The following is a 12,842-nucleotide window of genomic DNA, read 5'->3' on the forward strand; positions in this document are numbered from 1 at the left end:
GGAGCGGTCGTCGAGTCGAGGGGCGGATGCCGCTCCGATGCGGCTCGATCGAGCGGGTCGGCCTCGTCGCGAGCGGGAGTGACGGGCGGCGCGGTGCTGCCGAAGGCCCAGCGGCCTCCCTCGAACCGGGCGGTCGTCTCTCCGATCGGGCGTCGGCAGGGCCGGGAGGCCGATCAGTCGCCGGTGGCGAAGGGCCACCACGGCGGCAGGAGCCGTCGGTAGGCGGCGAGGTAGCTGCCGGGATCGCGGGGCGCGGGCAGGCGGAGCCACTGCTCCATCAGGCCGACGGAGCCCGCCGCGAGGAACGAGGCCGTCGCGTTCTCGAGGAACCCGAGCGGTGCGTCCGCGGCCGGGACGTCGAGGATCCCGGTGTCGAGCGTCGCGGAGACGGCGGTACGGAAGTGCCCCGCGAGCATCGCGCGGAGGCCCGAGTCGCCGCCGGGGGCGTCGAAGGCGCGGAGGTAGAGGTCGCGGTGGCCGTCCAGGTGGCCGAGGACGCGGGAGGTGCCCTCGCGGATGCTCGCGTCGGTCGCGGCGCCGCTCCGGAGCTGCTGCAGATAGCCCTCGCGGATCGCGTCGAGCTCGTCCCGCAGGGCGGCGCAGAGCAGTTCTGCGGCGGAGGAGGCGTGGGCGTAGAAGGTGGAGCGGTTCACGCCGGCGAGATCCGTGATCTCGGAGACGGTGAGGGTGGCGACGTCGCGGCCGGTCGCGAGTTCGATGATGGCCCGGTGCAGGGCCACCTGTGATCGCTTCTGCCGCGCATCCACTGCTGACGCCTCCCGAGCTGCCGACGGCGCGTCGACCCGTGCCGACGCGTTCCGCGCAGCGAGTCTACGGGGCCCGCTCGTTTTCACTTCCGGCGTCGGCATCCGCTAAGGTAGTCGAGTTGCCCGGGCCTCGGCCCGGTCTGCCACGGGCTGTGGCGCAGCTTGGTAGCGCACTTGACTGGGGGTCAAGGGGTCGCAGGTTCAAATCCTGTCAGCCCGACGGAAAGCCCTGATGAGACCACTGGTCGTCGTCAGGGCTTCCGTCGTTTCCGGGCCTCGTCGTGAGGCTGCGGGCCGCTCACCGGAGCGCTGCGGCGACCTCGGCGAAGGCCTCGCGACGTCGGGCGGAGCGCGCCTCCCGCTCGGCGGGATCTCGTGCCCAGAGCGCCTGTCGCGACGGGTGGAAGGTGCGGATCACCGTGAGGCCGCGCTCGCGCTCGATCGCCGGGTGCCGCCTGAGGAGGCGCCGCCAGCCGTGATCGGCGTCGCCGCCCTGCAGGAGGACCACCTCGACGCCTGGGGCGAGCGCGAGCAGATGCAGGACGGTCTCGACGCCGGCGTCGAGCTGCTCGGCGTTCGGCGCCTGGTTGATGTACCAGGGGTAGGCGTTCCACGGCAGCAGGTCGGCGGGGGCGAGGCCCACCTCGTCCATCAGCCCGGCCATGAGCTCCGCCGTCGGGTCGTCGTTCTCGGTGCAGAGGAAGCCGCTTCCGACGCCGTCCTGGGTGGCGGGGCCGGGATCGCGGAGGACGCTGAGGACGCGCGCCTCCACTCCGCCGTGCAGGGGAGCGACGTAGGGCAGCCAGCCGCGTCCGTAGGGGTTCCGCAGCTCGTCGACCCAGCGGTTCACGGGAGCCACGTGCGGTGCATAGCGCTGCTCCCACTGGGCGCGGCGGAAGGAGAGGTCGGCCATGGAGCGGGGCATGTCCGCACCCTAGAGGGTCACCGGGGCGGCGCGGCACCCTTCCTGGTCGTCGGCCGTGCCGGCGGCGTCCGGACTGAGAAGCCGGAGCGGCATGCACGGCGTCTCCCCGACCGCCCGCAAGGGCGGCGGCAGGCCGGCTCCCTAGCGTCGGTGGACGTGACCCACTCCGCTCCGCTCGCCCGCTGGTGGCGCGAACCCTGGTGGGCGCGGCTCACCCTCCTCGCGATCCTGTGCGGTTCGACGGTCCTCACCGGCTGGAATCTCGCCCGGGGCGGAGACGCCGTCTTCTACGAGGCGGCGGCACGGTCGATGTCGGAGTCGTGGCACGCGCTGGCGTTCGGAGCCTTCGATCCCGCCGCCACGGTGACGCTGGACAAGCTGGCGGGGTTCGCGGTGCCGCAGGCGCTGAGCATCCGGCTGTTCGGCATGTCGACGTCGTCGATCGCGCTGCCGCAGCTGATCGAGGGGCTGATCACGGTCGCGGCGTGCTCGGTCGTCGGGCTCCGGTGGGGCGGCCGGGGGCTCGGGCTGGTCGCGGCGGCAGCGGCGGCGAGCACGCCGATCCTCGTGTCGATGTTCGGGCACCCGATGGAGGACGGGCTGCTCACGGCGGCACTCGCTGTGGCGCTGGTGTGGTGGCAGCGAGCGGTGCTGACCGGGCGGTGGTGGCCGCTCCTGATGACCGGGCTGTCCATCGGGATCGGCTTCCAGGCGAAGATGATGCAGGCCTGGTTCGTCCTGCCGGCGCTCGTGGTGGCGACTCTCGTCGGGGTGCACGGGTGGCGCCGAGCCCTCGCCTGGGCGGGCGGGCTCCTGGCCGTCGCGGTGGGTGCCTCCGTGGCGTGGACGGTCGCGATCCAGGCGGTGCCCGCGGGCGGCCGGCCGTACATCGACGGGTCGACGGGGAACGACGTGTTCGCGATGGTGTTCGGATTCAACGGGCTCGACCGGCTGATCTCGGGCGCGGTGCCCGGCGCCGTCGTCGCGTCCGCCCACGTCGCGGCGATGGGCGGAGCGGCGGGATCGTCGCCGGTGAAGCTTCTGCTCGCGCAGTACGCGACCCAGGTGGGCTGGCTGTACCCCGCGGCGCTCGCGGGGCTGATCCTGGGGGCGGTGCGCTGGCGGCCGCGGCGGGGGAGCACCCGCGGTCCGTTCGCCCTCCTGGTCCTGACCGCGGTGTGGCTGGCGACGGCGGCGGCGGTGCTCTCGGTGGCGACGGTGCCGCACACCGCCTACGTCGCGGCGATCGGAGTGCAGCTGGCGCTCCTCGCGGCGCTGGGCTGGGCGGAGGCGGTGCGGCTGCTCGCGTCGACCCGGGTCGTCGCGCGGCTGGTGCTGCCGCTCCTCCTCGTCGCGCAGACGGCGTGGAGCGCGGCGCTCGCCGTGGGCGGGCAGCTGCCCGCGGTGCTGGGCCTGCCGTTCGCGGCGCTCGCCGGAGCAGGGCTCGTCGTGGTCGCGGTGGCGGCGCGGCGACGGAGGGGCGGTGCGGTGGAGCGAGCGGTCGGGAGCCGGAGGGAAGCGGCCCGGCGTCGTCCCGTCGCGCTCGCGGCAGCGGTCGTGATCCTGGCCGGGCCGGTCGCGTTCAGCCTGCAGGTGCTCGACGCGTCCCTCGACGGGTCGGGCGGCGACGCGCTCGTCGGCCTGCGCTTCCCGCAGCGGGCCGAGACCTCGGCTCCGTTCGCGGTCTCGTCGCCGGACGCGGTCGGCGGGCACGACTCGATGACCGCCGACGAGACCGGCCTGGTCGCCGCCGCTCGTGCCGCCGGCGGCGGGGTGGACGGGGCGCCCCTGTTCCTCACCGACTCCTGGGCGATCTCGGCGCCGATCATCACGGCGACCGGCGCGAGCGTGCTCACCGACGGCGGCTACTCCGGCCAGGCGCGGGTCTTCACCGAGCAGGACGTCACCCGGATGATCGCGGCAGGACGCACGCCTCTGCTGGTGCTGAAGAACTCCGCTCCGCCGACCGAGTCGGTGCGGAAGGCCGCAGTGGCGGACGGGTGCACCGAGCTGCAGGAGTGGGGGCCGGCGGCGACGGAGTCGGGGGAGCACGCCTCCGCGGTCACCGGGTTCTCCTTGTGGAGGTGCGGACCGGTGCCGCAGAGCTCGGCGGGCGGGGTGGCGGCTGTCGGCCGGTGACGGCGTCTGGTGATTCTCGCGTCGATGCGATCGCGACCCCGGCGGAACGGCGAGGAGCGGCTGCCGCCTGCCGCTCGGACGATCGAGCCGGGCCGAGGAGGTCGGGTCCGCGAGCGGGAGGGCCCCTGGCGCCCCGTCCGCGCGATGGCGGCCCGCCGCCTATCCTTGAGGGCGATGTCGAACTCCCGCGCCGAGGCCGCCTACCTGCGCTCCCTCGGCGCCTTCCGGACGCCGACCCTCGATCTCCTCCACGGCCGCTACGCGCCGTTCGTCGTCGCCGCCCTGTCGCTCGTGTTCACCGTCGACCGGCAGGCCGTGGCGGTCGCCGACGCGCACGCCGAGGTGGGGGAGCTGCTCGAGGAGCTGCGCTCGGCCGGGTACGACGAGGGCGAGCGCGCTCTGCCGAGCGGCACGGCGCGCGAGGTGTGCCGCTACTGGGTCCGCGTCGGCTGGCTCGTGCCGCAGATCGAGGGCGAGGCCGAGGTCTACCGGCTGAGCGCCCACGCCGTGAGCGCCCTCGAGATCACCGGGCGCACCGGAGGTGGCCGCACGCGCGTCTCGAACTCGCGGGTGCGCACCCTGCTGGAGGCGGTCGAGCGACTGGCCGCGGACGTCGAGCCCGACCCGGAGGCCCGGCTCTCGCGGCTCCGCGAGGAGCGGGCGCGCCTGGACGTCGAGATCGCCGCCCTCGAGGAGGGCGCCGGTCTCGAGCCGGCCGACGACGAGCAGCTCCTGGAGGAGGCCGAGAACGTGGTGCACCTCGCCCGCGAGCTGCCGGCCGACTTCGCGCGGGTGGCGGAGTCGATCAAGGCGATGCAGCGCGACGTGGTCGCGGATCTGCGCCGCGACGTCCGCCCGACCGGCGAGGTGCTGCGGGAGTACCTCGAGCGCGGGCAGCACGTGATGCAGGCGACCAGCGAGGGCCGTGCGTTCGCCGGAGCCCTCCGCCTCCTGGGCGACCCCGAGCGGATCGACGCGCTCGCCGACCAGCTCCACACGGTGCTCGTGCAGCCGTTCTCCCGCCTGATGGACCCGGCCCAGCGCGGGGAGCTGGCCGCGATCGGCCGCCGGGTGGAGCTGGGCGTGCAGGAGGTCCTGACCGCGCAGCGTCGCGCGTCCCACGTCATCACGGGCCAGGTCCGCACCCACGACCCCGCTCGCGACCGCCAGGTGGACGAGCTGCTGCGCGACGTGATGGCGGGGCTCCAGGAGTGGACGGGCGGGATCTCGCCGGACGCGCCGGTCACGCCGCTGCGGCACCTGCCCGTCGCCGGGATCGGCCACCTGCGCCAGACCCTGGGAGACGTGCGCCCGGCCGGCGGGCCGGCGCCCCTGGCCGGAGACGACGGCGACGCCGAGTTCGTCGGCGACGACAGCCGGGCCTGGGGCGGTCCCCGCTACGCGGAGCTGGAGGCCTACGTGGCGGAGCTCGGCGACGAGTTCGATCTGGCGGACGCGTTCAGCGCGGCTCCGGAGGACACGCGACGGCCCGTCGACCTGCTCGGGCTGCTCGAGATCGCGCACCGGACGGGCCTCGTCGACCGCGAGGGCTACTCCGTCGTGAGCACGCGCCGACCCGACGGGACCGTGCGCCGCTTCGCCTTCGGATCCGTGACCGCCCGCACCGAGGAGGAGACCGACGATGAGTGACACCCTGGCGACCGACGGGCCCGCCGCCGATCCGTTCATCGCGCCCGTGTCGATGGAGGAGGACCCCGACGAGCTCTTCCCCGGCGACCGCGGCGTCCTCGACACCGAGGTGCGCCGGGTGCTCGTGCACGTGCTGCAGCGCCGCTTCCTCCTCGCCGACCGCCACCGCGAGCAGTGGGCCGTGCTCCAGGAGCACCGGCAGCTGATCGAGTCGCGGCTGAACGACCTGTTCGTGCGGCTCGTCGTCGACCACGAGCGCGGGGTCGCCTACAAGCAGCAGGTGCGCTCCGACGAGGTGGAGATGCCGGTGCTGCTGCGCGACCTCCCCTACACCCGCGCCGAGACGCTGGTGCTGGTGCACCTGCGCACGGTCCATCAGCGGGAGTCGGCGGCCGGCGAGGCGTCGGCGCGCGTGGACGTCGAGGAGGTCGAGCAGACGGTGCTCAGCTACTTCGCCGACGCCGAGCGCGACACCGCCCGCCGGCAGCGCATGGTCCGCAAGGCGCTGGAGCGGCTCGGCCGCGACGGCATCGTCGACGAGGAGTCCGCAGGGCGGTACCGGATCAGCCCGATCGTGGAGATCGTGCTGAGCGCGCCGAAGCTGCGGGAGCTGAGCGACTGGCTGCGCGGGCGGGCGGGCGAGGCCGCTTCCTCGGTGGTCGCAGACGCGGCGCTCGCCGAGGAGCCCGGCTCGGACGACGCGGAGCAGGCGGACGACGACGCGCTCGAGGGCGACGGCCTCGACGAGGACGCGGACCCGCCCACGGACGGCGTCCTGCCCGGAGCCGATGTCGCGGACGACGAGCCGCTGGACGACGAGCCGACCGACGACGACACCCCCGACCCGGAGGACGACCCCCGATGACGATGCTCGACACCCTCTTCGGCCTGATCCCCGCCGCCTCCCGCGGTCAGCAGTGGCTCGCCGAGGACCTGCAGCTGGTCAACTGGGGCGGCTACGACGGCGCGCACCGGGTCCGCTTCTCGCCGGGGGCCACACTGCTCTGCGGCGGCTCCGGCTCCGGCAAGTCCACGCTGATGGACGCCTACATCGCCCTGATGATGCCGCACACCACGCCGTTCAACGGCGCCTCGAACGGCGGAGTGACGGGCCGTCCGCGCGGCGAGGACCAGCGCAACATCCTCTCCTACGCGCGCGGCAAGCTCGACGAGTCGCGCACGGACGAGGGCACGACCATGCGCGTCCTGCGCGGCGACGGAGTCGACACCTGGACCGCCGTCGCGATGACCTGGGTCGACCACGACGGCTCGCGCTTCAGCGCGGTCCGCGCCTGGTACGTCCCGGCCGGCTCCCGGGTGCTCGAGGAGACCGTGCGGATCCGCGCGAGCGCCGAGGGCCCGGTCGACGTCGCCGCGCTCGACCGGGCGGCGGCGCACCGCTTCTCCGACGCGTCGCTGCGCGCGGCGGGCCTGGATCCGCTCGGCACCGATCGCGAGTTCTCGGCGCGTCTGCACGCGGTGCTCGGCATCGGAGCGGCGGGAGCCGGATCGAAGGCGATGAGCCTGCTCGCCCGCATCCAGGCCGGTCAGCAGATCACGACCGTCGACGACCTCTACAAGCGGCTCGTGCTCGAGGAGCCCGAGACCCTGGCCTCCGCCGACGCGGTCGTCGCCCACTTCGACGAGCTCGAGAGCACCCGGCAGCGGATGCTCACCGCGCGCCAGCAGGTCGCGGCACTCGAGCCGTTGCGGGGCCTGCGCCTGCGCATCGCCGCGTCCGCGGAGCGCGTGCGCCTCATCGACGCACTCGGGGAGTTCGATGCCCCGGTGTCGCCGGCGGCTCTGTGGCGCGCTGAGCAGCGCCTCGGCCTGCTGCGCGACGTCGAGGCCGAGCTGCGCGAGCGCACCCGCGCCGTCGACGCCGTGCTCCGCGAGAAGCGAGCCCTCGCCGAGGCGGCGGAGTCGGAGCGGGACGGGCTCGCCGAGGTGCTGCGGGCCTCCGGCGGCGACCGCCTCGAGACGGCCCAGCGCGAGCTCCGCGAGGTGGAGCGGCGGCTGGGCGCGGCGCGCGAGAACCGCGCCCGGCTCGAGGAGGACCTGCACGCTCTCGGCGAGCCGGAGACCACCCGCGAGCGGTTCGAGGCGGTGCTCGCCCGGGCGGCGAGCGCGGCCGACGCCAAGCGCAGCACCCGTGCGGCCTGGTCGGACGCGGTCGCCGAGCGGAAGGCCGCGGCGCGCGAGCTCGCCGAGCTCGAGGCGGAGCAGCGCTCGGCCTCGGACCGTCGGGACAGCATCCCCCGGCCTCTGCACGAGGCGCGGGAGCGGATCGCGGAGGCAGCCGGCCTCACCGCCGACGACCTGCCCTTCGTCGGCGAGCTGGTCGAGGTGCGTGCCGAGTTCGAGCCCTGGCGCGAGGCGTTCACGCTCGCCCTCGGCGGCTTCGCGACGACGCTGATGATCGACTCCGCCCACCTCGACCGCTTCCGCCGCGCCATCGACTCCCTCCGGCTCCCGGTCCGGCTCCGCTACGAGGGCGTGGAGACCGGGCTCGAGGAGGTGCGGGGCCTCGACCCGCAGACGCTCCCCGGGCGCCTCGACTACCGCGCCACCGCCTTCACCGGCTGGCTGCAGGACCGGCTCGAGGACCGCTTCGGCTACGTGTGCGTCGACAGCGCTGCGGAGCTCGGACGCCACCGGCTCGCCCTGACCCTCACCGGTCAGCTCTCGCAGGGGCAGCGCGGTGCGCACGGCGGCCACGGCGCCGCGAACGTCCTCGGCTTCTCCAACTCCCGTCGACTCCGCGAGCTGAACGCCCTGGTCGAGGCGGCCCGGGCCCGCAGCGCGGCGGCGGTCTCGGCGGCGTCGGCGGCGGAGGAATCCCTCGATGCACTCGACGACCGGATGACGCGTCACGCCCGCCTCGCGCTGGTGAGCTGGGAGACGGTCGACGTCGAGTCGCTGCTCGCCGAGCAGGAGCGCTGGGAGGCGGTCGGCGCCGAGGCTGCGGAGGCGAACCCCGAGCTCGCCGGGCTGCAGGAGCAGATCGACGGGCTGCGCGGCCGCCTCGAGCGCCTCCGCCAGGAGATCGCCCGCGCCGGTGTGGAGCGCGAGCGGATCGAGGCGGAGTGGGCCGTCGTGGTCGACGACGTCGACGCGAGCCAGGCGGTTCTCGATGCGGCGGAGCGCGCAGGACGCGAGCTCGACGACGACCAGCGCGCCTTCCTGGACGCCCGGTTCACGCTGACCGAGGCCGCGGCGTCCGGCAGCGCCTCGGACGTCCTGGTCCGCTTCGACGCAGCGCTCGCCACGGCAGCGCAGCGACTGGCGGAGGACCGCCGCTCCGCGGCCGAGGCGCACGAGCAGCAGCGCGAGAGCGCCGGCCGGATCATGGCCGGCTTCCTCGACCGCTGGCCGAACCCCAACCTGCTCGCGGACCCCGAGGCGTCCGCGGGCGACTTCGAGCGGCTGCTCGACGCCCTCGAGACCAGCGGCCTGCACCGGCTCGAGGCCGAGTGGCGCGACAGCCTGCTCACGCTCTCCGGCAACGACCTCACGAGCTTCGACTCCACGCTCGGCCGCTCGCTGCGAGAGATCCGCGAGCGGATCGAGCCGATCAACGTGATCATGCAGGATCTGCCGTTCTACGACGACGGCCACCGCCTGCAGATCACGACGCGCGAGAACCAGTCGGAGGTGCGCCGTCGCTTCCGCCGCGAGCTCCGCGAGGTGCGCGCGCAGATCCAGGCCGTGTCCGCGGAGGAGGAGCGCGAGCAGGTCTACCGGCGGATGTCCCGGCTCATCCAGCGGCTGCGGCGCACCGCGCCCGACTTCGGCGACCTCGTCGACGTCCGCAACCACGTCCGGGTCAGCGCCGAGCGCGTGGACGCCGTCACCCGAGCGCACGTGGCGCTGTACGACCACATCGGCGAGAAGTCCGGCGGGGAGTCGCAGGAGCTGATCGCCTTCATCGTCGGAGCGGCGCTGCGCTACCAGCTCGGCGACGCGGGAGCCGACCGCCCCCGGTACGCCCCGGTCTTCATGGACGAGGCGCTGATCAAGGCCGACGCCCACTTCACCAAGCGGGCGATCGGTGCGTGGCGCGGTCTCGGCTTCCAGCTCGTGATCGGCGCCCCGAACGACAAGTACAGCGCGATCGAGCCGCACGTCGAGGTGGAGTACGACATCCTCAAGGACACGCGCGGACGCTCCTGGGCCAGGCCGAAGGTGGGCCTGGCCCCCTAGGGCTTCGTGCCGATCTTCGCGTGGCTGCGCGAGTAGGCGAAGTAGATCGCGAAGCCCACGGCCAGCCAGATCAGGAAGCGCAGCCAGGTCTCGATCGAGAGGTTGAGCATCAGGTAGGTGCAGATCAGGGCGGAGAGGAGCGGGAGCCACGGGTTCAGCGGGACCCGGAAGCCGCGCTTCAGGTCGGGCCGCTTGCGGCGCAGCACCACGACGCCGACCGAGACCAGCACGAACGCCGAGAGCGTGCCGATGTTGACCATCTCCTCGAGCACGCCGATCGGAGTGAGCCCGGCGAGCAGCGCGACGACGATGGTCACGACCACGGAGGTGAACCACGGCGTGCGCAGGCGCGGGTGGACGGTGGCCAGGCGCCGGGGGAGGAGTCCGTCGCGCGCCATCGCGAAGATGATGCGCGTCGCTCCGATCAGCAGCGTCAGCACGACGGTGGTCAGACCGGCGACGGCGCCGGCCGAGATGACCGTCGCCATCCAGGTCTGCCCGTGGTAGGCGAACGCGTTGGCGAGCGCGGCCGACGGGTCGAGCTCGCGGTAGGGGACCATGCCGGTCACGACGAGGGCGACGGCGCAGTACAGGACCGTGCAGATGATCAGCGACGCGATGATGCCGATGGGCAGGTCGCGCTGGGGGCGGCGGGTCTCCTCCGCGGTCGTCGCGACGACGTCGAACCCGATGTAGGCGAAGAACACCAGGGAGGCGCCGGCGATGATGCCGCCGACCCCGAACGTGGCCGGCTCGATGCCCGAGAGGAACTGGAGCAGCGGCTGGGTCAGACCGGACGCGGACTGCGAGGGCTCGGCGGCGGGGACGAACGGCGTGTAGTTGGCTGTGTTGACGAACTGCAGGCCCGCGATGATGACGAACAGGACGATGAACAGCTTGATCGCGACGAGCACCAGGTTGACGCGCAGCGATTCCTTGATCCCGAAGGTCATCAGCGCGCCGAGCACGAGGACGAGCAGGATCGCCGGCACGTCGACCACGCCGCCGTAGGTGAGCGCCGGCGGGAGAGTCACTCCCAGCTGCTGCAGCAGCGACCCGAGGTACGCGCTCCACCCCTGCGCGACCACGCTCGCTCCGAGGAACAGCTCGAGGATCAGGTCCCAGCCGATGATCCAGGCGAAGAGCTCGCCGAGGGAGGCGTAGGAGAAGGTGTAGGCGGAGCCCGACACCGGGACCGTGGAGGCGAACTCGGCGTAGCACATGGCCGCGAGGGCGCAGGCGAAGGCGGCGACGACGAAGCTCAGGACGATCGCCGGTCCGGCGATGTCGTGGGCGGCGCGGCCGGTGAGGGTGAAGATGCCGGCGCCGATGACGACTCCGACGCCGAAGACCGTGAGATCGAGCGCGGTCAGCGACTTCTTGAGCTTGTACTCGGGCTCATCGGTGTCGGCGATCGACTGCTCGACGGACTTGGTGCGGAGGAGGCTCACGGTGGTTCTCTCTGTGGGCTGCGGTATGGAGGCGCGAGGGCCATTGGGGAGGATAGCGGGGCGGGCCCCTCTGCCGCGCCCGGCGTCGCGCGAGTACGCTTCCCGGCCATGAGCAGGATCTTCTCTGTGGCGTTCGCCGACGTGCACCCCCTCTACGTGGCGAAGGCGGAGCGCAAGGGCCGGACGAGGGAGGAGGTCGACGAGGCGGTCCGCTGGCTCACAGGCTTCTCGGACGAGGAGCTGGCCCGGCACCTCGAGAGCAGGACGACCTTCGAGGAGTTCTTCGCGGCGGCGCGCCTGCCTCCGCAGGCCTCGGCGATCACGGGGGTGATCTGCGGCGTGCGGGTCGAGACGATCGAGGATCCGCTGATGCAGCGCATCCGGTACCTCGACAAGCTGATCGACGAGATCGCGAAGGGACGGCCGATGGCGAAGGTGCTGCGGGCTCCCGCGGCCGGCTGAGCCGCCGGCCCCGAGCGCTCCTCCACAGGCGCCGATCCGCTCCGGTTCTCCCCGGTCCGGGCCGGCGGGATCTCGCGCCGCCGGCGACGCGAGCAGGGTGTCGGACATGACATCCACACAGCGAACCCCTGCTCCTCCGTCCCGCCGCCGCGATCCCGAAGTCCTGCGGGCGAGCGCGATCCAGGACCTCCTGGCGGCCGTCCCCTCCATCATCGGCATCCGACCGGAGGAGTCCGTCGTGGTGGTGCCGTTCCTCGGCACGCGCGCCGGGGGAGGCTTCCGGATCCCGCTCCCGGAGACGCTGCGCGGGATGGAGGCGGAGGCGCTGGCGGGCGGCTGCGCGGCCATGATGGAGACGATGCCGCGGGCCACCGGTGTGCTGGTGGTGGTCTGCACCCGTGCGGGCTACGCCGAGGAGCGGGGGATCCCGCATCTCGACCTCGGCCACGCGGTGCTCCGGCGCCTGGAGCGCACGCGCCTGGACATCATCGCCGTGGCCTGCATCGCCGCCGACGGATGGGGGCGCTACACGGACGCCGAGGAGTGCCGCAGGCCACGTCCGCTCCTCGAGATCGAGCGGAGCGAGACCGGCGTCCTCGCCCGAGCGGTGGCCGACGAGCCACTGGACATGGACGCGCTCTCCGTGCTGCCGCCGGTCGCCGAGGAGGATCGCGCGCTCGTCGCGGAGGTGCTCCGCCGGCCGCCCCTGGTCGGCGACACGGAACGGCTCGTCGAGCGCTGGCTCAGTGGACCGCGGGACGTCCGCCGCGAAGGACTGATCGTGCGGACCCTGCAGTCGCCGCCCCTCCGCGACCGGGTGACCGTGCAGATCGCGCGGAGCCCGCAGGCAGGAGTGGGAGTGCCGCCCGGCGCGGTGGGCGACGCCCGCGCCGGAACGGACGACGACCACGACCTCGAGCTGTCGGCCCTGCTGCTCGGCAGCGGGCGTGCTCCGGAGCGCGGCCGTCTGGCGCGGGCGACCGGGCTCCTCGCCCGCGCCGCCGCGCTGGCGCCGGAGGAGGCGCGCTCCTCCGTGCTCACCGTTCTCGCGTGGTGCTGGTGGGCGAGGGGTGTCTCGAGCCTCGCCGGGCTCCACCTCGACGAGGCGCTGCGGCTCGACCCCGACGACTCGATGGCCCGGCTCTACGCCTCGCTGTTCGCGGCCCGCCCCCTGCCGGACTGGGTGCTCGCGGCCGCTGCCGAGGCGCTCGACGCCGCGAGCGCCTGAGGTCGGGCGCCGGCCGG

Annotated in this window: 9 protein-coding genes and 1 tRNA gene; 7 read left to right on the forward strand and 3 right to left on the reverse strand. The window is 73.8% G+C overall.

Features of this window, described 5'->3' with window-relative positions; genetic code table 11:
- Positions 1 to 173 precede the first annotated feature (173 nt).
- Positions 174 to 740, reverse strand: a complete 567-nt coding sequence (locus C5D04_RS01170; protein ID WP_104250723.1) for a TetR/AcrR family transcriptional regulator — start codon at positions 738 to 740, stop codon at positions 174 to 176.
- 173 nt (positions 741 to 913) lie between these two features.
- Here C5D04_RS01170 and C5D04_RS01175 point away from each other — a divergent pair.
- Positions 914 to 987 (forward strand) — tRNA-Pro (locus tag C5D04_RS01175).
- Between the two features lie 78 nt (positions 988 to 1,065).
- On the opposite strand, the gene C5D04_RS18590 is transcribed toward C5D04_RS01175, so the two are convergent.
- Positions 1,066 to 1,692 (reverse strand): uracil-DNA glycosylase, encoded by a 627-nt coding sequence (locus C5D04_RS18590; RefSeq protein WP_104295619.1) that lies wholly within the window; start codon positions 1,690 to 1,692, stop codon positions 1,066 to 1,068.
- Positions 1,693 to 1,848: 156 nt separating this feature from the next.
- On the opposite strand from C5D04_RS18590, the gene C5D04_RS01185 reads away from it, so the two are divergent.
- The 4 genes from C5D04_RS01185 to C5D04_RS01200 all read left to right on the forward strand — a co-directional run bounded on the left by C5D04_RS01185 (position 1,849) and on the right by C5D04_RS01200 (position 9,684).
- Positions 1,849 to 3,831, forward strand: coding sequence for a glycosyltransferase family 39 protein (locus C5D04_RS01185; protein ID WP_104292436.1), 1,983 nt, complete (start codon positions 1,849 to 1,851; stop codon positions 3,829 to 3,831).
- 174 nt (positions 3,832 to 4,005) lie between these two features.
- On the forward strand, positions 4,006 to 5,481 hold the full coding sequence (locus C5D04_RS01190; RefSeq protein ID WP_104250726.1) for a DUF3375 domain-containing protein: 1,476 nt from the start codon (positions 4,006 to 4,008) through the stop codon (positions 5,479 to 5,481).
- The gene (locus C5D04_RS01195; RefSeq protein ID WP_104292437.1) at positions 5,474 to 6,346 is read left to right on the forward strand and encodes a DUF4194 domain-containing protein; all 873 of its coding nucleotides are present in this window, start codon (positions 5,474 to 5,476) and stop codon (positions 6,344 to 6,346) included. Before C5D04_RS01190 ends, C5D04_RS01195 begins: the two co-directional genes overlap by 8 nt.
- Positions 6,343 to 9,684, forward strand: coding sequence for an ATP-binding protein (locus C5D04_RS01200; RefSeq protein ID WP_104292438.1), 3,342 nt, complete (start codon positions 6,343 to 6,345; stop codon positions 9,682 to 9,684). Before C5D04_RS01195 ends, C5D04_RS01200 begins: the two co-directional genes overlap by 4 nt.
- Here C5D04_RS01200 and C5D04_RS01205 read toward each other — a convergent pair.
- Positions 9,681 to 11,135: an amino acid permease gene (locus tag C5D04_RS01205; protein WP_104292439.1), complete on the reverse strand. Its 1,455-nt coding sequence runs from the start codon at positions 11,133 to 11,135 to the stop codon at positions 9,681 to 9,683. The two genes, C5D04_RS01200 and C5D04_RS01205, sit on opposite strands and share 4 nt — an antisense overlap.
- Before the next feature lie 108 nt (positions 11,136 to 11,243).
- On the opposite strand from C5D04_RS01205, the gene C5D04_RS01210 reads away from it, so the two are divergent.
- Both C5D04_RS01210 and C5D04_RS01215 read left to right on the forward strand, forming a co-directional pair.
- Positions 11,244 to 11,597: a DUF2200 domain-containing protein gene (locus C5D04_RS01210; RefSeq protein WP_104225408.1), complete on the forward strand. Its 354-nt coding sequence runs from the start codon at positions 11,244 to 11,246 to the stop codon at positions 11,595 to 11,597.
- Between the two features lie 106 nt (positions 11,598 to 11,703).
- Entirely contained in the window at positions 11,704 to 12,825 is a 1,122-nt protein-coding gene (locus C5D04_RS01215) for a DUF4192 family protein (protein ID WP_104292440.1), read from the forward strand.
- Positions 12,826 to 12,842: the final 17 nt, after the last annotated feature.

The organism is Rathayibacter sp. AY1D2, from assembly GCF_002932695.1.
Taxonomy (GTDB): Bacteria; Actinomycetota; Actinomycetes; order Actinomycetales; family Microbacteriaceae; genus Rathayibacter.

Excerpts from the sequence above, each read along its gene's own strand:
- C5D04_RS01190 (WP_104250726.1), top strand. The coding sequence starts at position 4,006 with ATGTCGAACTCCCGCGCCGAGGCCGCCTACCTGCGCTCCCTCGGCGCC.
- C5D04_RS18590 (WP_104295619.1), bottom strand. The coding sequence starts at position 1,692 with ATGCCCCGCTCCATGGCCGACCTCTCCTTCCGCCGCGCCCAGTGGGAG.
- C5D04_RS01195 (WP_104292437.1), top strand. The coding sequence starts at position 5,474 with ATGAGTGACACCCTGGCGACCGACGGGCCCGCCGCCGATCCGTTCATC.
- C5D04_RS01215 (WP_104292440.1), top strand. The coding sequence starts at position 11,704 with ATGACATCCACACAGCGAACCCCTGCTCCTCCGTCCCGCCGCCGCGAT.
- C5D04_RS01210 (WP_104225408.1), top strand. The coding sequence starts at position 11,244 with ATGAGCAGGATCTTCTCTGTGGCGTTCGCCGACGTGCACCCCCTCTAC.
- C5D04_RS01200 (WP_104292438.1), top strand. The coding sequence starts at position 6,343 with ATGACGATGCTCGACACCCTCTTCGGCCTGATCCCCGCCGCCTCCCGC.